Here is a 22,595-nt window from a genome sequence, read left to right as displayed (position 1 = left end):
ATTAATCAAGCATTGCCTAAAGGTGTTCGCTTTGAACCATTTTATGATCAGGCTGATTTGATTGAAAAAGCCGTTGATACAGTAGTTGATGCACTATTACTAGCATTTATTTTCATCTGTATTGTATTAGCACTATTTTTAATGAATATACGTGCAACCTTCCTTGTCCTAATATCTATTCCAATTTCAATTGGTATCGCGTTAATGATCATGGCTTGGTGGGGCATTTCTGCAAACCTTATGTCATTGGGTGGCATTGCCGTAGCCATTGGTATGCTAGTTGATGGTTCAGTCGTGATGGTTGAAAACATGTTTAAGCATTTAAATAGACCAGACTCTACCCATTTAAAAACTGTAAAAGAAAGAGTGCCTAGTGCTGATACTGATCCACATGATGTAGAACAAGATGAGCATGGTATTAAGTTACGTCTTCAAAATGCGGGTAAAGAAGTGGCTCGTCCCGTATTTTTTGCAGCTTCTATTATTTTAGTCGTATTTACGCCTTTATTTAGCTTTGAAGGTGTTGAGGCAAAGTTATTTCAACCTATGGCAATAAGCATCATTTTAGCTGTTATATCTGCTATTGTGGTTGCGTTGTTTGTTGTACCCGCTTTAGCTACTTATTTATTTAAGTCAGGTGTAAAAGAGAGGGAAAGCTTTGTTCTTAGGCCATTAGACAAACTCTACAGAAAAGGGCTTACATTCGCACTAAAACGCACCAAATTAGTCATTTCAGCCGCACTTATATTAGTTTTCTCTGCCTTTGCATTAGTTCCATTAATTGGTACTGAATTTGTACCTGAGTTAGAAGAAGGGACGATAAACTTAAGAGCAACGCTTGCACCTTCTTCCAGTTTAGATACCGCGCTCACTGTGGCACCAATTCTAGAAGAAAAACTAATGGCTTTCCCTGAAGTAACCTATGCATTAAGCCGAATTGGTCGAGCAGAAATAGGTGGAGACCCAGAGCCTGTGAATAACATCGAAATTTACATAGGGTTGAAGCCTGTTTCTGAGTGGACCAGTGCATCTAATCGATATGAACTTCAAGGAAAAATGGAGAGATCTTTAGAAGAATTCCCTGGGTTGCTACTCAACTTTTCTCAACCTATTGCGACTCGTGTCGATGAGCTACTATCTGGTGTTAAGGCTCAGTTGGCGATAAAGTTGTTTGGGCCTGAACTTGAGGTACTGGCGGCTAAAGGTCAAGAAATAGAAACAGCAATTAAAAACATTGAAGGTGCAAGGGATGTTGCATTGGAGCAAATTGCTGGTGAAGCGCAATTGGTGATAAGTCCTAACAGGCAAGAACTATCACGCTTTGGATTGTCTGTGAGTGACATAATGGAGGTTGTGCGTGATGGTATTGGTGGTGTTGAAGCCGGACAAATAATCAATGGTAATGAACGTTATGATATTTACGTTCGCATAGAGGAAGAGTACCGAAGTAACAAAGAAGCTATTGCTGATATTCGGCTTCAATCACCTACTGGTGCTTGGGTGCGGCTGGGTGACGTAGCCTCAGTCTCATTTGAGTCAGGCCCACCACAAGTTAGACGCGATGATGTACAACGAAGAGTCGTTATCCAAGCAAATGTACAAAATCGAGATATGGGAAGCGTGGTTGCCGATATCAGAACGGTAATTGCTGAAAAGGTTGACTTACCTTCAGGTTATTCTGTTTCGATTGGCGGCCAGTTCGAAAGTCAAAAACGTGCTCAAAATAGGTTAGCTATAGTTGTACCTTTATCGTTAGCACTAATCGCACTACTACTTTACTTTGCCTTTGGTTCTGTTGGTCAAGCTATGCTGATATTGGTCAACGTGCCGCTTGCTGTAATTGGCGGAGTTTTCTCCTTATATTTATCTGGACAATACTTGTCTGTACCAAGCTCCGTTGGCTTTATTACCTTATTTGGTGTAGCGGTATTGAATGGGGTCGTTATGGTAGAAAGTATCAACCAACGTATTAAAGACGGTCTAGAAGCATCTAAAGCCGTTTTTGAAGGCGCTACTTCAAGATTAAGACCTGTACTTATGACTGCTATAACATCAGCTTTAGGTTTGATACCGATGTTAATGTCTAATGGTGTTGGTGCAGAAATACAGCGCCCATTAGCGAGTGTTATTGTTGGCGGCTTGGTAACTGCAACACTGTTAACATTATTTGTTTTACCTGTTTTATATCGCTGGTTTTCAGAGAAAAAAATAAAAGAGCTATCCAGATAAAATTACTGTGAACTCTAACCCCACGCTAAAGTCACGTTTAGCGTGGGGTTATTGAGTAGATGAACGAAAAGAAAGATTAGATTTAACAATAAACTAATAGTCATGACTGCTTTGTCGGAATATTTGTCGTTAAACAGGCCAAAGTTAACTTCCGCTTTCGTATCTTTGCAGTCTTAATCTCTATGTGTCTCAAGGTCGGATTATGGCACGTGCCAGACTCTAACTTCGAGTCTGGCTTAGGTTCAAATTTAAGCATCGATCTGTTCTGATACTTCTAACGCATCATCAACTTCTATTCCCAAGTACCTGACAGTGCTCTCTAGTTTTCTATGGCCAAGTAGAAGCTGACAGGCTCTTAAATTTTTAGTTTTTTTGTAAATTAGTGATGGTTTGGTACGTCTCATTGAATGAGTGCCATATTGAGTCTTATCTAACCCAATTGAGGTGACCCAAGAGTCAACTATACGTCCATATTGACGGGTTGAAAGGTGTTCAGAGGAATGAATTCGTGACTTAAACAAGTAATCATAAGAATTGAGAGTAAATTGCTCTATGAGCGCCACAATTGATTTCCTTGTATTTCCAGTAATTTCAAATTGAACAGGCATACCAGTCTTTTTTTGAACGACTATTGCCCGTGATTGGATTGCTTTACCATGTGCAATGTCATTAACTTTTAGTGAAACTAAATCACACCCTCTTAGTTTGCTATCTATGGCTAGGTTAAATAGTGCTAGATCTCTTATTTTATGAAAAAGTTCCAGTCGTATTCGGATAGCCCATATTTGCTGTAATTTTAGAGGTAACTTTTGTCCTACAAGCTTATTTTTATTCCAAGGCTCTTTAGGCTGATATATAGTTAACTGGTGCATTAGTTGTACTCCGGTGTTTATGGAGTTTTAAGCTTAGCTCGCTACAAAAGAATTCGGGTATGAGCGATAACCGGTCATTGAGGATGGCTAAATTTAGGGCTAATTAATAGATAAAGTTGTGTCGTTTATTCATATAGTCAAGCAAACGAGCAACGCGTATATCCTACATTTAAATTTATTTAAAATCTTGAAATACCCTCGGTTATTTGTTGGAATGTGGATAGATGAGCTTGAAGTCAGCAAAAATATGCGTGATGAGCGCACTATTAAATTGTTAGGCGTTGCTGAACAAGGAGAGATATTCAATGGCTTTTGCCCTCGCACCAGATCAAGAAAATGCTTACCCATCACTCATTACGGCATTGTGCGCGCGCGATGCGTATACTAGAGGCCATTGTGACCGCGTCTGTGCGCTTGCGTTGGAAGTGGGGCGTGCGGCCGATTTGAGTGCCCCCTCATTAGATGACTTGCGTATTGCCAGTCAATTACACGACGTGGGTAAGATTGGAGTTCGTGATACTGTTCTCTCGAAGCCTGGAAAGCTCACACCTGATGAAAGGGAAGAGATAAAGGCTCACTCGGTTATCGGTGAGAGAATAATTAGTGAGACATTCCTGACAAACAGAGACGAGGTCGCGTCTATTGTCAGACATCATCATGAAGCATTTGATGGAAGCGGATACCCAGACGGACTGGCTGGTGCCGATATTCCCCTGAGTAGTCGAATACTTTCGATCATTGATGCGTATGATGCACTGACGACTAGCAGGCCATACCGCATGGCTAAATCGCACCTTGAAACTATGAATATCTTGAAGCATGAAGTGGACACGAAGTTTGATCCAAATATTTTTTTGTTGTTTACAAAAGTCATAAAGGCCAGTTCGGCACGTGCCTCGTAAACGCTCGTTCCTAGAATACGGTGAACGCTGCCTAAAAAGTCTCTGCAGATGACATTTGATCCGCCACCCACTTTTTTGCTAACGCAAAAGCAGGCGTTGTCTCAAATGCACCTGAGCTCAGGCGTTGCTAATGTCTGCAAATGGCACAAATGCGACTATCAGAGAAAATTGAGTCATTAATAAGCTCAAATCAACGTTTTAATCTCTAAAGTGATAGCTTCTTGTTAAGTTAAGAAAAGGATAGAACTTGGTTTCATGTTGGCAGTCTGTTGATCGTGCGCTTTACGTCCTAAGACACTTTACTCTTAGGCGTTATAGCCATATTTGAGCCTGTTTACGGTATTTTTAATTAATTCACGGCCAGCTATTGTATCTATAAATGTTAAAGGTTTTTTAGAGTCGAATTGGAGTGACGAGGTATTTAACCAAATATTAAGACGTTCTATATTTTCAAAGTAATCAAGACAAAAAGAGCAGACTTTTGCAATTTCAAATGCATTTTCACTTAAAGTGGTATTTAAGGGCTTTAATTCTTTTTTATAGCGTACATATGAGCTCTTGCTAGTTCTAATAGCTGAAGAAAATGCTCGTATATCCCAGCCTAACTCTATCCTTAGACGCTCAGCATTTTTGATATATACACCTTGATGTATAAAGTTAATTTGCTCTAGGTGACTTGAACTTTCACTGATCTTTCTATTGGTTAAAATCTCTATAAAGTCTATTTTTTTATGAATTTCAGAGAAGCTATACATAGCAACACCTTAAATTAAGTTATATTTCCTCGTGTAACTGAAATTGATGTTACCTGTAGAGGTCTACTTGAGGTAAATTCTAGCGTATTTACCGCAATTCACTTAACCCTAAAGCGATCGCTTCTTGTTGAAAACGGCCTGATATATTAATAATTCGCTCATAGGCGTCGGTTAAAAAATGCTCCTCTGTCGCTTCAGATCTATTGCTCATAGCTGGCTGCTCAAAAAAGTCAGCAAAGTTATCAAAATCAAACTGAGCTTTGGAGGTTTTTTTATTTTTCTTATTAAAGGTCATTTCACTTAAACCTTCATCTTCAGTAGGTTCTTCAGCAGTAGCTTTCATCTTTTCAAACTTAACTACATCAGCTTCAAATGGAACATCTTGATTAACTCTATACGCGTACTCTAAAAGCTTAGGTTCGGCAGGCATGTACATAATAGCTTCTTGGTTTTTAGAGTTTGTTACCCTCAGTATACGGCCCAATATTTGGCGATAATGCATTTCTGTTTTTATGTTTGTAAGGTGGCAGCAAACCTGCAAACGAGGGATATTTGTACCTTCGCTAATCATACCAACAGAAATAATCCACTTAGTTTGTGCATACCTAAACTGCTGAATAATACTTGTAGGTTCATTTTCTCGGTAGGTTACAACAGTGCTATCCTCGTCAAAGTGAGTTCGCATTAACATAGAGATTTGATGGGCATGCTCAACAGACGATGCAACAATCAACCCCGCTGCATCGGGGTTTTTCAATCTAAATGAGATAAGCTTTTTTTGAGCGGAAGAAATTATGTATTTTATTACCGCTTCATTTTCAATAATTTCTTGATAAGAAACGCCAGAGTAGTTTAATAACGCTTTAAAGCAGTTAAATGTTTTGGTTTCAACGTCATCTACAACTGTAATATGGCTATTATCAACAGCTACTATTTGTGGAACCCGACAAACATTATCTCCAATAGCCTCAGAAAGCCCGTAAACGTAGTCACACGCTATTTTATTGTTAGGTTGCTGATACGATGAAAGAACAATAGGAGCAGCGTCAGAACGCCAAGGGGTGCCTGTTAAGGCTAATGTATACTGTGCTTTATTTTGAATGTTAAGTATTATCTGCTCACCCCATGCATTTGCATTGGCAATATTAGAGCCAGCACAATGATGAATTTCATCAAATATTACAAAAACACGATATCGTTCAAATAACTGCCAAAAGTGCACATCTAAATACTGTAAGCTTTGATAGGTTAAAGCTCTACCTTTAGCGCCAATAAGCCCATCAAATCGTTCATTCGTTTTTAGCTGTAAGCTTTCCTTAAAGTCTTGAGAAACAATAGACGACGGTGAAAAACAAATAATCACATCGACCATATTATTTTTTAATAACTGGTTAGCTAATTCCGAAGCCATTAAGGTTTTACCCGCCCCAGGAGTTGCCAAGGCTAAAAAGTGGCTATTGCCGCTCTGGTATTGTGTAAGCGCTAAATTAATACACTCGGCTTGCCATAGTCTTAGTTTCATATTTTCTCTAATGCTTCGTTTTGCTTCATTAAGCCTTCAATCGCTCTAATCTTGCCAAGTATTCTTGTATTGTTGTCTCTCGCTTTGTTGTATTGTGGCTGAAGTTCATCTACTAATTCGGGTGACTCCAAATAAAGCTCTTTGTATGCCTCAGATTCCCCCATATTCAATAATAGCTCGGCTTTATAATGATTTAACTTACTAAGTAATAGCGCGTGCTTATCATCTGCCTTTTCTGTAGTTCCAATAGGTATTGCACTAGCTAGCTGAGTAATTACCTCAACGTTAAAGCTTTCTGTTTTATTGAATCGCGTAAATCCTTTTTTATTTGATACCATTTTTTTCAGCCAGCCTTTTTTAACAAGCTTGATCAATTCGGCATATATACTTCGCCTAACTGCTGTAGGTACCAAAGAAGAATCACTTTTTAATGCTAAGTACGCCGAGCGTACATCGCTTGTTGTAAAGTTATCAAAATTTGGTGCAACAATAATTTGAGCTACGAGAGGGTCAAATTTCAAAGTAAATCCTAATAAACTTCTTATAATAATGGGTATTATAGGGCGTGGTAGTTAAGCCCTCAACATGAAAATCTAATCATTTTGCCTTGAGGAAAACCAGGTGAGTGATTTAGTTAAACATTTTGGTGAAAAGCTACGAGAAAAACGCAAAGAAGCAGGCTACTCGCAAGAAGGTTTTGCCGCCTATGTCGGTATAGAGCGCGGTAATTACGGAAAAATGGAAAGAGGTAATGTTAATATTAAACTCGAAACCTTATATAAATTAGTAAACGCATTAAATTGCGAGTTCGAAGAGATACTACCGGCAAGGCAAAAGTATAAAATTGACCTAGATTAACCAAAAACTACTTGGTACTAATATATTATTAATTTTTTAATTAATTAGGGTATATTAATCACTATTACCTCAGGAATATAAATAAGCGAGTGAGTTGCTTTAAGCAAAAAAATCATCTCAAACTCACTGGCTAACAAGGACTTAATTTACATGTTTGAACAAACATTTAAAAATATCGACGACATTTTCCATAAAGACGCAGGCTGCTCTAGTGAGCTAGACTACACCGAGCAATCGTCGTGGATGCTATTTTTAAAATACCTTGATGACTTAGAGTTTACAAAGTCTCAAGAAGCCGAATTGATGGCAGAAGAATACCAATACATTATTGAAGAGAAGTACCGCTGGAGTTCGTGGGCTGCGCCTAAAACCGCTAATGATGAGTTTGATCACGATAACGCCTTAACCGGCAGCGACTTAATGGATTTTGTTGATGGCGAGCTTTTCCCCTATCTTAAAGGCTTTAAACTACGTGCCAAAGGCCCTGACACCATTGAATATAAAATTGGTGAAATCTTTAGCGAGATCAAAAATAAAATTCAAAGTGGCTACTCACTGCGTGATGCGCTCGAAAAAGTAGACGAATTACGCTTTCGCTCACAAGAAGAAAAGCATGAGCTTTCACACCTGTACGAAGTAAAAATTAAAAACATGGGCAACGCTGGCCGCAACGGGGGAGAATACTACACACCACGCCCATTAATTCGTGCGATGATCGATATATTACAGCCACAAATTGGCGAAACCATATACGACGGTGCAGCAGGTTCGGCAGGCTTCTTATGTGAAGCCTACGATTACCTTCGCCAAGGTGGTGTCAGCAAAAAGCAGCTTTCAACCAGCGATTTAAAAACCCTGCAACAAAGCACCTTTTACGCCAAAGAGAAAAAGTCTTTGGCTTACGTTATCGCCATTATGAACATGATTCTACATGGCATCGAAGCACCTAACGTTATTCATACCAATACCCTAGGCGAAAATCTACAAGACATTACCCCAAGCAACCAGCACGATATTGTATTAGCTAACCCGCCGTTTGGTGGTAAAGAGCGCAAAGAAGTTCAGCAAAACTTCCCAATCAAAACCGGTGAAACCGCCTTCTTGTTTTTGCAGCACTTTATCAAAATGCTCAAGCCTGGTGGCCGCGCTGCCATTGTGATTAAAAACACCTTTTTATCGAATACCGATAACGCCGCCATTGCCTTGCGTAAAGAGCTATTAGAAAACTGCAACTTACACACCGTACTCGATTGCCCAGCAAAAACCTTCTTAGGCGCTGGGGTTAAAACCGTGGTGTTGTTTTTCACTAAAGGCGAACCAACACAAAAAACATGGTTCTACCAGCTAGACCCTGGCCGCAGCTTGGGTAAAACCAATCCGCTAAACGACAAAGACTTAAAAGAATTTATCGAGCTACAAAAAGGCTTTGAAGACAGTGCTAAATCTTGGTCATTGGCAACGTCTGAACTAAATGATGCAACATGGGATTTATCGGTAAAAAACCCAAACCAAGCAGAAGAAGCTCCACTGCGTGAACCGCAAGTCATTATTGAAGAAATCATTGCGCTGGATAAAGAGAGCGAAGCGATTCTTGGTAAGATTCAGGAGTTGTTGTAATGCTTTTTCCTACGCATTGGACGATTGACTCTCTGGGCAATTTATTTCAAACAGTTACAGGGTCAACACCTCCCAAAAGTCAAAAGGATAATTATGGCTGCGACGTTCCATTCGTTAAGCCGCCAGAGTTATTAAACTCTGTAATTTTCGAAACGGCTGACAACTTGAGTGATAAAGGGGCCTCCATAAGTCGAACCCTGCCATCTGGCTCAATACTGATTTCATGCATCGGAAATCTTGGGAAAGTTGGAATTAACTCTAAAGTTGTTGCTTTTAATCAGCAAATTAATGGAATTAAGGCTGATGATAGCTTCGTATCTAAATTTATGTTTTATCAGGCGCTGTCCCCTTGGTTTAATTCCCAGCTTGAGGAATTAGCATCTGGAACAACTGTTCCTATCGTAAATAAGAGTAAATTTAATTCTATCAGGGTGGTACTCCCTCCCATTCCCGAACAAAAATGCATCGTCGCTATTCTCGATCAAGCCTTCGCCGATATAGAGCAAGCCCGCGCCAAGACCGAGCAAAACCTCAAAAACGCTCGCGAGCTGTTTGAAAGCTACTTGCAGCAAGTATTTAGCCAGCATGGTGATGATTGGGGAGTTAAGAAGATTGCTGAAATCGCTGAAACATGTTTGGGAAAAATGCTTGATAAAAAGAAAAATAAAGGCAATCCAAAGCCATATTTAAGAAATCAAAATGTTCAGTGGTTTAATATAAATACAGATGATCTTCTTGAAATGCGTTTTGAGGATAGTGAGTATGAAAGATATGCTATTAAAAAAGGAGACTTGGTAATTTGTGAGGGTGGTTATCCAGGGCGTGGAGCTATTTGGGAGCAAGATGAAGATATCTTTTTCCAAAAAGCCTTGCATAGAATACGTTGTCATAATCCACTCTATAATCGCTGGGTTTTATACTATTTATATCTGAGCGATTGTAATGGCACTCTAAAAAACAGTTTTACTGGGGCTGGTATCCAACATTTTACAGGGAAGTCTCTAAAGCAATTAGCCTTGCCGATTCCACCGGTTGAATTAACCGAGAAGTTTGTGCGCAATTTTGATGAGTTATTTAATCACGTAATAAGCTTGGAACATATATATCATAATAAATTGAAGTCAATTGACCAACTAAAAAAATCCATCCTACAAAAAGCCTTTTCTGGCGAGCTAACCAAGGCGCTTGAGGTTGATACAAACAAAGGAGCAGTGGCCTAATGTCACAAGCAAGGACGCGTAACGAAGCCGATACCAGAGCGGATTTAATTGATCCTAAGTTAGTTGCTGCGGGTTGGGGTGAAGTTGATAACAGCTTTATTCGCCGCGAGCTTATTTGCCCTGGCCAAATTATGGCGGGTGGCAAACGCGCTAATAAAGTCCCATGTGATTATGTGCTGGTGTACAAAGGTCGTAAGCTTGCGGCAGTAGAAGCAAAAAAAGAAAGCCTGATATACAGCGAAGGTGTACGCCAAGCGATAGACTACGCAAAGCGTCTGCAATGCCGCATTGCTTACGCCACCAACGGCCATGATATTTACCAGATTGATATGCTCACAGGTGTTGCGGAACTGGTGGAAGAATACCTGTCACCGCAAGCGCTTTGGGATTTAACCTTTGGGCAAAAAGGTGATACCCCAGAAGCGGATTTTACGACAGCTTGGCGTGATGCGTTTTCTACCATTCCCTTTGAGGCCAAAGGCGATTGGGCTCCGCGTTATTATCAAGAGAATGCCATTCATAATGCCCTTGAGGCCATTGCTCAGGGCGAACCAAGAATTTTGTTAACGCTTGCTACTGGTACGGGTAAAACCTGTATTGGCTTTCAAACAGCGTGGAAGTTATTTCAAACCCGTTGGAGTTTGACCGCGCAGAAAGATATAAGCCTTGCTAAAAAGCGCCCGCGTATTTTATTTTTGGCCGACCGTAACATATTAGCTAATCAGGCGTTTAACGATTTTCATTCGTTTGGTGATGACGCCATTGTGCGTATCACCCCTGAAGATATTCGCAAACGAGGCGGCGTTCCTAAAAATGCCAGTGTGTTTTTTACTATTTTTCATACTCTTATGTGTGGGCCTAAAACCGAATTAAAAGAAGCCACAACAGAAGAAGATGAAAATGCGCCAGTCAAAAATGCAGAAAACCCGTATTACGAGCAATATCCTGCTGATTTTTTTGATTTAATTATTATTGATGAATGTCACCGTGGTGGCGCAAATGATGAAAGTGCTTGGCGTGATATTCTTAAACACTTTGAACCAGCAGTTCAGCTAGGTTTAACTGCCACACCAAAGCGTACCGATAACGCTGATACCTATGGTTACTTTGGCGAACCCGTTTACAGCTATACTCTAAAAGAAGGCATTAACGATGGCTTTTTAACGCCATTTAAAGTGTTACCGATTGTTGGCACTATGGATGAGTACAAGTACATAGAGGGGGATGGTGTTGTTGTAAAAGGCGATCCTGAGCCTGGTAAACTGTATAAAGAAGGTGACTTTAACCGCATTATTACCATACCTCAGCGCGAAGAGCGCCGTGTACACTATTGGATGGAGCGCTTTAATCCTAAAGAAAAAACCATCGTGTTTTGTGCAACACAAGTTCATGCAGGTATGGTGCGCGATTTTATTAATCAGTATGCAGTTAAAAAGGGCTGGACTACCAACACTAACTATTGTGTTCGTGTTACCGCTAACGATGGCGTAGCGGGTGAAAACGACTTAAAAATCTTTTGTGATAACGAAAAAACTATTCCGACAATTTTAACCACATCACGCAAACTCTCTACCGGCGTTGATGCGCGTAACGTACGTAACATTGTGCTCATGCGCCTTTGTAACAATATGATTGAGTTTAAACAGATTATAGGCCGAGGAACCCGCACATACGATGGCAAAGACTATTTTACCATTTACGACTTTGTAAAAGCGCACCATAACTTTGCTGATCCTGCTTGGGATGGTGAGCCAATACCCAGCGAAGTATGCCCTGAGTGCGGCACAACGCCGTGCCAATGTGAAGACACTGGCGGCGATGGTGCCGGTGAAAAGAAACCGTGCAAGGTGTGTGAACAAAAACTATGTATTTGTGAAAAACCAGAGCCTGAAGGCTGTGATAAATGTGGCGAAAGACCATGTGTATGTGAAAAGCTTGAAATAAAGCTCTCAGACGGCCGTACACGACAAATTAAGCATATATCCTCAGCAATGTACTGGAGTGCTGAAGGCAAGCCCATTACAGCAAAAGAATTTGTTGAACGTATGTTTGACGACTTACCGCGCTTTTTTGAAAATGAAGACCAACTACGCGAAATCTGGAGCGATCCAACCACTCGCGAAAAGCTATTAGAAGATTTAACCGAAGCGGGCTACGATAGCGAAAAACTCGATAGTATGAAAGCCGTAATTGATGCACAAGACAGCGATGTATACGATGTTTTATCCTACGTAGCGTATGCCTCAGAGGCACAAACACGCACTGAACGAGCTCAACAAGCAAAACCTAAAATAAACTCTGCTTTTAGCGATTATAAACAACAAGAGTTTATAAACTTTATATTAAGTAAATACATTGAAGATGGCGTGCAAGAACTCGCACCTAAAAAAATGCGCAGTTTAGTAGAGCTTAAATACAACACCATTAACGACGCCGCCATTGAGTTTGGATCACCGACAGCGATACGCGATACGTTTATTGGTTTTCAGAAGTATTTGTATGCAAGGTAGTTAAATTATATAACTATCTGTAAGCGGAGGAACAACGAATTAACTTTCTCAAGTTGATGTCTCTGAGCTACTACATATAACAGGTTCAAATAAATACTGCTTTAATAGCGTTTACTCATACATTGATACTCAGAATATTATACTGTAGCCAACGCGTTTGAGCATAAGTTTCAAATTTTCCTCAGGAATTTTTTAAATTCATTTAGCTATGCACTTACGTTATTTTGTTTATCGAATTTCTAATGACTAATTAAACATTTTCGTTTAAATCCAGACACATCATGATACCCATATCATTCTCTACTTAATTTGCTGTAATAGGGAATACTGTTGCACCCAGCCATAGCATAAAAGCAAGTTATAGATGTAATAGTTCAGTCTTAGTTTATAAAAATGAAAGTAAAAATGTATATTGTTAACTTTGTTTGAATTTAGGTGTTTTACATTTAGAATAGTAATAAATTACTAATAAACTAATTGAAGCCAATTCTTTAGGCTTTCTTTGTCTGGAAAAAAATGAAAAATTACGCTTATATTTGTTATGAACAAGCGGTTAGTGAAGCTGAAGTTGAACTAATAAATCAATTTTGGGAATTAGAGAAAGGTGAGAATATTAAATTTGCAAATAATGCTCAAAATGTATTTAAAGAATTTAAAAGCAAACTAGATAAGCCTTTGTCAATAATAAAAAGTAAAAGTAGCTGTACCAATGTTCATTCAGCATTTAACTGCGATAGCTGCAATAAAAAAAAACTATTTTCTACTCGTAAAGAGTGCATTGAGCAGTTTGAGTCTGAGCGATATGTGTGTAAAAGTTGCCTTGTTGAGTGCTATTTAAAAGATGGAAAATTAACAATAGAAAAGTTAGGTGAGTATATTGAGCAGAGGCTAAAGTCTGAAAGTGCAATTTCTTGTTTAACATATATCGAAAAACTATATTTATTTCTTCTACTTACACGGTTTAATGATGGCAATAAGGCGCCGATTAAGCATCATTACGATGCTCATTCAGAAACTCTCGGTTGCGAAGAAGCAGAAAAAAGAATGATGAAAAGCTTAATTTCCAAAGGTTTTTTAGTCCGCATCACTGAGCATGACTTTAGGGAGGCTCAAGCTCAAGGTCGTGAATCTATAAGATCTTTTCTAGGCGCTTGTTTGCATCTATTTATTCGCAAAGATAATATTTTATCTGAATTGCCAACTTATTCGACTTCATTCATCAACTCCTTTGGATTGTACTTACGCTACTCTGAGGAATATAGCTCAGTTAGCGAATTAACTAAGAGGTTATATGATGATATTTGCGCTCGCAAAGTTAGTAAGAATGATGTAGAGGAGATTCAAGAATTATTGGAAAAAAATAGGATATACAACATCCTGTTGATTATAGAAGACGCTTGTTGTGACTTTAAAGTTACAGTGCAAAAATCACTCCGTTTTGGGAATCTTTTACAGTACCTTGCCAAAAATTATTCATTACCGATTATTAGCTATGTTGTATACAAAGAAGCAAGAAATTTAAGTGCATATTTATATAACAGAAATATCCCCAGTTACATATCTGATAAACTTTTAACAAAGAGAATAGAAGAGTATTTAGACTTAATAAAAAGAAAGAATTACTCTGCTGTTTACACTCGTAGATTGCCTGAAAATATTAGAGTATCAGAAATGGAGGCTTTTTTTTGTAGGGAATTTAATGAAGATTGCTTTAACTGGTTTCATTTAACAAATGAGGAGGTTTTGGACTCCTGGATATCAGGTGCAACAATTGAGTTTAATGTTCCATCTTTACTAAGTTGAAGAGTACATTAAAATAGTACTTGTACTATTTATAAGTTGTTGTTTTTAATGTGAACTTTGTATTCATAGTATGTTTTATGGGGTTATAAAGCTAGGTCTGCGTTCTCAGAGCGATCTCCGAGGCTGGCTGCCCAGCTAACTATTTTTGTTACTTCTGGGCGTTTTACGTTCCATAGTTGATCGTGTTCTTGTTGTAATTGCAAGTAACCTTCGCGGGTAACTAAATTTGTTTTCATGGCCAATTCTTTATTAACTCTAATGGTGTGCACGTTATTAAATTTGCCAAAACTTGTCGAGCGTAAAATATAATAAAGTACGAGTAAGTAAGCTTTGAAATGTTCAGTAACAATCTAAGCAAGTAATTAGTTTTTGATTATTAAGTTTTTCATTTATATTAACTAGTAATTGGATATAAAAATAAGAAAGAGATTATGGGACACGAGACCACAAAAGTATTAGTTGTTGATGACGATATGCGCTTACGCAGTTTGCTTGAACGTTACTTAGTAGAGCAAGGCTTTATTGTTAGAACAGCAGGAAACTCGGAGCAAATGGATAGACTCCTAGAGCGAGAAAACTTCCACTTAATGGTTCTCGATTTAATGCTCCCAGGCGAGGATGGTTTATCTATTTGCCGCCGACTACGCCAAAAAGAAAATGAAATTCCTATTGTTATGCTTACTGCAAAGGGCGACGAAGTAGACCGTATTATTGGCCTTGAACTTGGCGCTGACGATTACATTCCAAAACCATTTAATCCACGTGAGCTACTTGCTCGCATAAAAGCAATTTTACGCCGCCGCGCAAAAGAAGTGCCAGGTGCTCCAGCTGCTGAAGAAAACTTAATCGCTTTTGGTAAATTTACGCTTAATTTAGCAACGCGCGAAATGAGTGAAGGGGATAAAACAATATCGCTTACCAGTGGTGAGTTTGCAGTGCTTAAAGCGCTTGTTTCGCATCCGCGTGAGCCACTTAGCCGCGATAAGCTAATGAACTTAGCGCGTGGACGTGATTACAGTGCGCTTGAGCGAAGTATTGATGTGCAAGTATCGCGACTTCGCCGCATGATTGAAGTAGATGCAGCTAATCCTCGATATATTCAAACCGTTTGGGGCTTGGGGTATGTGTTTGTTCCCGACGGTGAAAAGTAATATTTATGGGCATGTTTCCGCGAAGTGCTTTTGGGCAAACTGTTTTTTTAGTGGCGGCTTTGCTGCTAATAAATCAAATAGTGTCTTATGTTACGGTTAGTTTTTATGTTGTAAAGCCAACTATTGAGCAAGTTAACTTGATGCTTGCTAAGCAAATTAAAACGGTATTTATTGACTGGGAAGATGGCGTTGAAATAAACGACGAAGTATCTGCAAAGTTTTTTGAAATTACCGGCATTGAAGTAATGACGCAGCGCGAAGCAATGCGTCAAGGACTTGGGCAAAGCCGCGAATATTCTATGCTATCGCGTAGCATGACTGAGCAACTTGGTGGTTATTCTCGTGTACGTATTAGCCAAACTGATCCATTGATTTATTGGGTTGAAGCACCGCAAGCGCCAGGTTATTGGGTAAAAGTACCGCTTAAAGGCTTTAAAGAGAACAACTTAGAGTTTTTAACTTTTTACTTATCAAGTATTGGCTTTTTAAGTGTGCTGGGTGGGTGGTTGTTTGCAAGGCACCTTAATAGACCATTAAAAGCACTGCAACAGGCTGCAGTGAAAGTGGGTAAAGGCGACTTTTCTACCAAGTTAGAAGAACAAGGCTCAACAGAAGTAATAGAAGTAACGCGCGCGTTTAACCAAATGTCGCGCGGAATTGCCGCACTTGAAAACGACCGCCGTTTACTAATGGCCGGTGTATCTCATGATTTACGTACGCCGCTTACGCGTATCCGTTTAGCCACCGAAATGATGGTTGATGAAGATGACTATCTCCGTGAAGGTATTATTTACGATATAGAAGACATGAACGGGATTATCGATCAGTTTATTGAGTATCTACGCCACCATAAACGTGAAGAACTAAGCTGCGAAGATATAAATGCTTTAGTTGCCGAGGTTGTCAATTCTGAGCTTCAGCATCAACGTACTATTACGTTTAAAAGTAATCCAAATATAGGCAATATACCGTTAAGCTCTGTGGCTATTAAACGTGTAATTACCAACATGATTGGTAATGCGCTGCGTTATTCTGAGGGCGATATTGAAGTACTTAGCTACTTTAATTCAAACAAAAAGTATGTAGTTATCGCTGTAAACGATAGTGGTCCTGGGATCCCTGAAAACGAATTAGAGTCTGTGTTTGAGCCCTTTAAACAAGGCGATGCTGCACGAGGCAGTGAAGGTAGTGGCTTAGGCCTTGCCATTATTAAACGCATTGTTGATATGCACGACGGTAAAGTAAAACTAGAAAACCGCCCAGAAGGCGGTTTAAGTGCACAAGTATATTTGCCAATCAAGGTATCAACCCCTGCACAATAAATGCAGGGGTTTTATTGTACTAAAGTGCTTTAAAGCGAATAGCAGTACCGCCACTGGTGGCCAGTTTAAGCGTAAGTTTATCGTTTGCAGTTACAACACGTTTTTCGATAGCTAGATCGTACGGATTGTTTTTCCACTCTGCATTTTTACCATCTTTATAAATTTGTGCTTCAAACTTTTTGTCTTGCTCTAAAAAGTTGAGTTTCACTTCAATTGTTCTGGCTTTCTCGTCAGTAACAGCACCTAGGTACCAATCGTTTCCTGAGTATTTAGTGCTTTTACGTTCTTTACGGGCAAATACAATAAAGTCGCCTACTTCGCCATCAAGGGCAATACTTTGCTGCCAATCTGTTGGTACGTCTTGAATAAATTGAAATGCGTCGGGCTTAGCCAAATAGTTTTTAGGTAAGTCGGCAACCATTTGAATTGGGCTATACAACACAACATAAAGTGCAAGTTGTTTGGCAAGTGTAGTTTGTGGGCGGTTTGTATCGCCTCCTAAACCATTAAAGCTCATATCAAAAATACCTGGCGTAAAGTCCATAGGGCCAGAGAGCATGCGGATAAAGGCAAGCATTGGTACGTGTTCTGGTGGGTTAGGAGGCGAACCCCATGCATTATATTCTTGCCCGCGTGCACCTTCGCGCGCGATCCAGTTTGGGTAAGTACGGCGCAGGCCTGTATCTTTAATTGGCTCGTGAGTATTAATGCTAATTTTATGTTTAGCCGCAAGCTTTACGTTATAAAGGTATTCGTTAACCATAAATTGGCCGTCATGCCATTCATGGCGCGCAATACCGTTTTTGTCTATACGTTTTATATTTCCGCCATCGGCTACATAACCTGTTTTTACTTGGCTGACGTTTGATTTTTCGTAAAGTGTAAAGGCATCTTCCATTTGGTCTCGGTAGTTGCTTACATTGCCTGATGTTTCGTGATGGCCAATGAGCTGTACGCCTTTTTCTTTGCCGTATTGAGTCAGCGCTGCTATATCAAAATCATCGTACGGTTTGGTAAAGTTAAATACATCGCCATTAAAGTACCAATCGCCATCCCAGCCAATATTCCAGCCTTCAACGAGTACGCCATCAAAACCATACTGCGCTGCAAAATCCATATAGTATTTTGTGGTTTGCGTAGTGGCGCCGTGTTTTTTACCGCTACCCCAAGTTTGCGTGTTTATATGCATACCCCACCAAATACCGACATATTTGCCAGGTTTAACCCACGACACGTCACCGAGTTTATTAGGCTCGTTTAGGTTTAGTATTATATCTGAATTAACTAAGCCAACAGCGCTGTCGGCTATTTGAATGGTGCGCCATGGTGTTTTAAAAGCGCCTTGCTTTTTAACGGCAATACCATCTGACCAAGGGGTTAAGTCGGCTGTAAATGTGCCTGGACGGCGCTGATTAAGCACCATACCCGCGTAATCAACAAGAGCGGCTTCATGAATACTAATATGAGTACCGTCACTTGTTTTAAACGTAAATGGTGTGTGAGCTAGTGGAGCTTCGTTAAGCGCGGTGGTGTTATAAACATATTCGTAGCGGTTCCAGCCACGAGCAGGTATCCACCATGCTGTTGCATCATGGCTATTGTTTATTGCAAATTCAGTTAACTCCTTGGTTATTTCTGTATGTTCGAAGCCAGTTTGTTGTGGTACTTCGTATCTAAAACCTACACCACTATCAAATGCTTTAAATCGAATAGTGTAGGTGCCTTTATTTGGCTCGTTTTTTGTAAAGGTAACGGCTACTTCGTTATATTCGTCAACAACGTTTTGGCGTTCGCCCCAAGGTTGTTGCCACTGCGAGTTAACGCTTTGTTGTTCAATGCTTTTAATTTTAAAGCCGTCGCTAAAAGCTGCTTGTGTTTTAAATTCAAACCCCAGTAAAGATTTGTTTATAACCGCTTTGTTTTTAAATTTTATTGCGTAGCTTGGCGTGTTGTTTTCGTCAGAGATGCTTACTGTTATTTGTGTGTCTGGCGATTTTAGCTCTACGGTTTGTCCGTAGCTATTACTAGCAAAGGCTAAAAGCACAAGTGTAGGGATTCTCATGGTGTGTCCTTAGATGAGTCGGTGGTGACATTTAAGGATAATGACTGTTGATGATTAATACGACTGCCTACATACGTATTCAATGTTTTAAAAAATAGAAAGAATTTGGTGGCTTAATCGGTCTATAATGTAAACAAATTGATAATAGCGACAAGAAAATGATAAAAAGCTTACTTTGTGTATTTTTACTAAGTGTTAGTACTGGAGTTTTTGCAGCAAATATTACAATTAAAAATGCTAATAATGACCCATTACCTAATGCTGTTGTGTGGTTAACTGCAGGTGATTCCTCTAGCGTTATTCCTCCAGAAGCACCTTATGCGATGACCCAGCAAAATCGAGAATTTAAGCCGCGTATTTTAGTTGTCCCACAAAATGCAAAGGTAGAGTTTCCGAATGCGGACTCAATCATGCATCACGTTTATTCATTTTCTAAAGCTAAAACATTTGAATTAAAGCTATATAAGGAGCATCCAAAAGCGCCCATTACTTTTGATCAAACAGGTGTTGTTGAGCTTGGCTGTAATATTCATGATTGGATGTTAGGTTATATTGTGGTGGTCGATAGTACTATTTTTGCAATCACTGATGAAAATGGTCATGTTGATTTAAATGCCAATGTAGGCGAATACACGTTAAGTGTTTGGCATTCTGGGTTTAGTGATATTAGTAAGGTTGAATCTCAAACTATTACTGTGGCTACTAACCCGATCACTTATAAAGTAAAGCAGGAAATTGCGGAGCAAATTGACTTTGCTACGGATGAATTTGATGACTATTAATCGCTTAATGAGGCTGGCATTTTTAGCCGGTGCTTTATGTTTTAGTAATGCATTGTATGCACAAGTAAAAGGCTTGATACAAATTAGAGCCGTGCAGGGGGACGATATACGTAGCTTCCAAGAGGGCGGCCTTGGGCTATATCGGCACGATACTAAAAGCGACGAACTTATTTTATCCCAAGGTATTTTAGATTTTAATGTTGATTTAGCATCTAGTTGGTCGGCTCATGGGGTGTTAAATGCGAATCAAGATCCTGATGTTGGCCTTGGTTTGACACAGGCTTATATAAAGTATCAGCCGCTATCTAACAGCAACTATAAATGGCACATGCGCGTGGGGGGCTTTTACCCACTTATGTCGCTTGAAAATCCTGATATAGGGTGGACATCTCCTTATAACTATACAAACTCAGCTATTAATAGCTGGATAGGCGAGGAAGTACGCACTGTTGGCGCAGAGGTAACTATTAAGCGCCCAGCAAAACGTTTCAACAGCGCTCATAGCTTTAGTTTTGTAGGTGCTACATTTAAAGGCAATGATCCTGCAGGTACTTTGCTTGCGTGGCGTGGTTTTGCATTACACGATAGGCAAACTACATTTAACGAAAGTGTTAAATTTGCGCCTGTAGCGGCATTAAATGCGTATGAATTACGCTGGCAAGCTAATCAGGTTTTACCGTTTGAAGAAGTAGACGGGCGTTTTGGCTATTACGCTGGCGTACATTGGGATTACTTAAAAAAATCACAATTTCGAATTTATTATTACAACAATAACGGTGACCCAACCACGCTTAATATTAGTACAGGGCAATATGCTTGGGATACTCGCTTTACTAGCGCCGCTTGGCTTTATAAGTTTAATAATAAAACACGTTTAATAGCACAGGTGCTCAATGGTAAAACCGAAATGGGCGCTAATGCTTTAATAGATAATGCCTTTTACAGTCATTATTTAATGTTAAGCCATAAAGAAGGCAAGCATCGAGTTTCAGTACGCTACGATTACTTTAAAGTGACAGATAACGACACAACCGCGTTTGACCCTAATGCAAGTAATGGGGAAGGCTTAACCGCAACATGGCGCTACCAGCTCACTAATAAACTACAAATAGGGGTTGAAGGTTCTGCACTTAAAAGTGTTGCAAAAAATAGAGAGCCAATTGGATTTAATGAACGAATCTCGCAGCAGCAAATAATGCTAAACGCTCAATGGCGATTTTAGGTTTTATAAACTAGATTTATTATCAAAAAGGTAGGTATTAAATGTGATTTTTTTTGGAGTAAGTAATGAATTTGAATAGTATCCGCGTCAAAGTCTCTTTTCCTATTGTTATTTTAGGTATTGCTATCTTGTCGTTAATTATTGGGTATTCATACTTAATTAACTTACAAAAAAATGCATTAGATGTGCAATCCGATAAATTTATTAAGGCTGTGTCTCTTGCTTTGAGTGCCGACAGGGATTTGTATCAAGCAAAGGTTGCTGAGTTAAATTTAGTCGCACATAACGACAATAAAGAAGCTTATTTGCAAGAGCATAAAGAAAATGCTGAGCAAGTAACGCAAAGGTTAGAGCAGTACTTAGCTTTGTTATCGGATTATCCAAAAGCTATAAATGGGCTTCGCGGTTTTGATGGTGCTTATAATACTTGGTTAAACGCTTCACTGGCCTATATGAATGATAAAACAAATTTAAAAAAACGGTCTCAATCAGAAAAAGCATTTGACGAATTAAGAGCTACGCTTGATCAAGCTGGTGAATTAGCAGAGCAAACATCAGTTGAAGAAGTTCAAAAACTATCAGACACAATTGCTTCAACTAAGTTAACTATGCTTATTTTTGTCATATTAATTTTATTAGTGGCGTGTTGGTTTAGTTACCTTATTCCTAAGCAATTAACACAGCAAATTAACTATGTAACTTCTCGTATTAACGATATAGCCTCTGGTGATGGCGATTTAACTGGCAGGATCGCTATAACGTCTAAAGATGAGTTTTCTGAACTTGCAACGCAGTTCAATCGATTTCTCGACAACTTACAGCAATTAATTCGCGATATTTTAGAGCAATCAAAAGAGCTAAGTGAATTAGGAGGTGAGTTAAGTCAGGTTGCAAATAAAAACAATGCTGTAAATCAAACGCTCAGCCAAGCCTCTGAGTCAATAGTAAGTGCAGTGCATGAGATGAGTGTAGCAAGTAGAGAAGTTGCAGGTGTTGCTCAGCAATCATCAACAGAAGCTGATAAATCGTTAAATTTAGCTCAGCAAGGACTAACAGCGGTTGCGCACTCTAGTTCTCGTATTATTTCTTTGTCGCAAAATATGGAGCAAGCTATGGCGCGCTCTACAGAACTACAACAAAGTTCTGATAACATTGCCAAAGTACTTGAGGTCATTCGTGCAATTGCAGAGCAAACAAATCTGCTGGCGCTTAATGCTGCTATTGAAGCCGCGCGAGCTGGTGAATATGGCAGAGGTTTTGCTGTGGTAGCAGATGAAGTAAGAACATTGGCTACACGCACGCAAGTAAGCACAAACGATATTCAAAAAATGATAGAGCAATTTGCAACGAGCGTAGAACAATCAATTAAAGCGATAGATGAAGGTAAGCAATTTGCAGATGATGCGGTTGGCTCGTTTAGTCAAACTAATGATGTGCTTAATGCAATGCAAAGCTCGTCTACTAAAGTAAATGATATGGCGATGCAAACAGCGCAAGCGACTGAAGAGCAGACAACTGTTGCAGATGAAATAAGTCAAAACCTATCATCATTAAACGATCAAACTTTAGAAGGGGGGGCGCTTGCTCGAACTACTGAGGATGTATCTAAAAAAATGGAACAATTGACTGATGAGCTAAATCACTTAGTACATCGATTTAAAGTTTAAATAAGCTGATTATTTGGTTAGATAGCTCTTTAAGGTTTTGAAATATAACTGTACTTATGTTGTTTGCTAGCTCGAGTTCAGTTTGAATAGTCATTATAAAT

At 39.3% G+C, this 22,595-nt stretch carries 17 protein-coding genes and 1 pseudogene; 12 read left to right on the top strand and 6 right to left on the bottom strand.

Translation table 11 applies throughout. From position 1 onward, the window contains the following. A partial coding sequence (locus QT16_RS20335; RefSeq protein ID WP_039490537.1) for an efflux RND transporter permease subunit occupies positions 1 to 2,229 on the top strand: 2,229 nt, incomplete at its 5' end. A gap of 248 nt (positions 2,230 to 2,477) precedes the next feature. Here QT16_RS20335 and QT16_RS20330 read toward each other — a convergent pair. Continuing rightward, the gene (locus QT16_RS20330; protein ID WP_004589486.1) at positions 2,478 to 3,101 is read right to left on the bottom strand and encodes a tyrosine-type recombinase/integrase; all 624 of its coding nucleotides are present in this window, start codon (positions 3,099 to 3,101) and stop codon (positions 2,478 to 2,480) included. 305 nt (positions 3,102 to 3,406) lie between these two features. On the opposite strand from QT16_RS20330, the gene QT16_RS20325 reads away from it, so the two are divergent. Then, complete coding sequence (locus tag QT16_RS20325; protein WP_004589546.1) at positions 3,407 to 4,003, top strand: HD-GYP domain-containing protein; 597 nt, start codon at positions 3,407 to 3,409, stop codon at positions 4,001 to 4,003. A 305-nt stretch (positions 4,004 to 4,308) separates the two neighbouring features. Here QT16_RS20325 and QT16_RS20320 read toward each other — a convergent pair whose 3' ends face one another. The 3 genes from QT16_RS20320 to QT16_RS20310 form a co-directional block, all read right to left on the bottom strand. Then, a complete protein-coding gene (locus QT16_RS20320) occupies positions 4,309 to 4,758 on the bottom strand; it encodes an antitoxin Xre/MbcA/ParS toxin-binding domain-containing protein (protein WP_052201203.1) in 450 nt (149 codons plus the stop codon). Positions 4,759 to 4,846: 88 nt separating this feature from the next. Beyond that, complete coding sequence (locus QT16_RS20315) at positions 4,847 to 6,280, bottom strand: DEAD/DEAH box helicase (RefSeq protein ID WP_039490533.1); 1,434 nt, start codon at positions 6,278 to 6,280, stop codon at positions 4,847 to 4,849. Beyond that, complete coding sequence (locus tag QT16_RS20310) at positions 6,277 to 6,801, bottom strand: VspR family transcription factor (RefSeq protein ID WP_039490532.1); 525 nt, start codon at positions 6,799 to 6,801, stop codon at positions 6,277 to 6,279. The genes QT16_RS20315 and QT16_RS20310 overlap by 4 nt, the downstream gene beginning before the upstream one ends. A gap of 100 nt (positions 6,802 to 6,901) precedes the next feature. Here QT16_RS20310 and QT16_RS20305 point away from each other — a divergent pair, with 100 nt between their 5' ends. The 5 genes from QT16_RS20305 (at position 6,902) to QT16_RS20285 (ending at position 14,288) form a co-directional block, all read left to right on the top strand. Beyond that, positions 6,902 to 7,138, top strand: coding sequence for a helix-turn-helix domain-containing protein (locus tag QT16_RS20305; protein WP_004588153.1), 237 nt, complete (start codon positions 6,902 to 6,904; stop codon positions 7,136 to 7,138). 150 nt (positions 7,139 to 7,288) lie between these two features. Then, complete coding sequence (locus QT16_RS20300; protein ID WP_039490529.1) at positions 7,289 to 8,755, top strand: class I SAM-dependent DNA methyltransferase; 1,467 nt, start codon at positions 7,289 to 7,291, stop codon at positions 8,753 to 8,755. Next, positions 8,755 to 9,975: a restriction endonuclease subunit S gene (locus QT16_RS20295; RefSeq protein WP_052201204.1), complete on the top strand. Its 1,221-nt coding sequence runs from the start codon at positions 8,755 to 8,757 to the stop codon at positions 9,973 to 9,975. Before QT16_RS20300 ends, QT16_RS20295 begins: the two co-directional genes overlap by 1 nt. After that, positions 9,975 to 12,485, top strand: coding sequence for an EcoAI/FtnUII family type I restriction enzme subunit R (hsdR, locus tag QT16_RS20290; RefSeq protein WP_039490527.1), 2,511 nt, complete (start codon positions 9,975 to 9,977; stop codon positions 12,483 to 12,485). Before QT16_RS20295 ends, hsdR begins: the two co-directional genes overlap by 1 nt. A 516-nt stretch (positions 12,486 to 13,001) precedes the next feature. Beyond that, on the top strand, positions 13,002 to 14,288 hold the full coding sequence (locus tag QT16_RS20285; RefSeq protein ID WP_039490525.1) for a hypothetical protein: 1,287 nt from the start codon (positions 13,002 to 13,004) through the stop codon (positions 14,286 to 14,288). 95 nt (positions 14,289 to 14,383) lie between these two features. Here QT16_RS20285 and QT16_RS20735 read toward each other — a convergent pair. Further along, positions 14,384 to 14,524 (bottom strand): annotated as a pseudogene (locus QT16_RS20735) (transcription elongation factor GreB); the annotation flags it as partial. A gap of 195 nt (positions 14,525 to 14,719) precedes the next feature. Here QT16_RS20735 and ompR point away from each other — a divergent pair. Both ompR and envZ read left to right on the top strand, forming a co-directional pair. Next, a complete protein-coding gene (gene ompR / locus QT16_RS20280) occupies positions 14,720 to 15,439 on the top strand; it encodes an osmolarity response regulator transcription factor OmpR (RefSeq protein ID WP_002959552.1) in 720 nt (239 codons plus the stop codon). Between the two features lie 5 nt (positions 15,440 to 15,444). After that, positions 15,445 to 16,761, top strand: coding sequence for a two-component system sensor histidine kinase EnvZ (gene envZ / locus QT16_RS20275; protein ID WP_039490522.1), 1,317 nt, complete (start codon positions 15,445 to 15,447; stop codon positions 16,759 to 16,761). A 19-nt stretch (positions 16,762 to 16,780) separates the two neighbouring features. Here the strand turns inward: envZ and QT16_RS20270 are convergent, their stop codons facing one another. After that, positions 16,781 to 18,823 (bottom strand): glycoside hydrolase family 97 protein, encoded by a 2,043-nt coding sequence (locus QT16_RS20270; RefSeq protein WP_039490520.1) that lies wholly within the window; start codon positions 18,821 to 18,823, stop codon positions 16,781 to 16,783. Positions 18,824 to 18,981: 158 nt separating this feature from the next. Here QT16_RS20270 and QT16_RS20265 point away from each other — a divergent pair, with 158 nt between their 5' ends. The 3 genes from QT16_RS20265 to QT16_RS20255 all read left to right on the top strand — a co-directional run bounded on the left by QT16_RS20265 (position 18,982) and on the right by QT16_RS20255 (position 22,494). Then, the gene (locus QT16_RS20265; protein ID WP_039490518.1) at positions 18,982 to 19,605 is read left to right on the top strand and encodes a cupredoxin domain-containing protein; all 624 of its coding nucleotides are present in this window, start codon (positions 18,982 to 18,984) and stop codon (positions 19,603 to 19,605) included. Beyond that, positions 19,595 to 20,827: a hypothetical protein gene (locus QT16_RS20260; RefSeq protein WP_039490539.1), complete on the top strand. Its 1,233-nt coding sequence runs from the start codon at positions 19,595 to 19,597 to the stop codon at positions 20,825 to 20,827. The genes QT16_RS20265 and QT16_RS20260 overlap by 11 nt, the downstream gene beginning before the upstream one ends. 65 nt (positions 20,828 to 20,892) lie before the next feature. Beyond that, on the top strand, positions 20,893 to 22,494 hold the full coding sequence (locus QT16_RS20255; RefSeq protein ID WP_039490515.1) for a methyl-accepting chemotaxis protein: 1,602 nt from the start codon (positions 20,893 to 20,895) through the stop codon (positions 22,492 to 22,494). The last annotated feature ends 101 nt before the right edge of the window (positions 22,495 to 22,595 follow it).

It is taken from the genome of Pseudoalteromonas distincta (genome assembly GCF_000814675.1).
In the GTDB taxonomy this organism is placed as follows: Bacteria; Pseudomonadota; Gammaproteobacteria; order Enterobacterales; family Alteromonadaceae; genus Pseudoalteromonas; species Pseudoalteromonas distincta.
The sequence above is the reverse complement of the archived record's forward strand: the minus strand, read 5'-3'. Positions and strand labels throughout refer to the sequence as shown.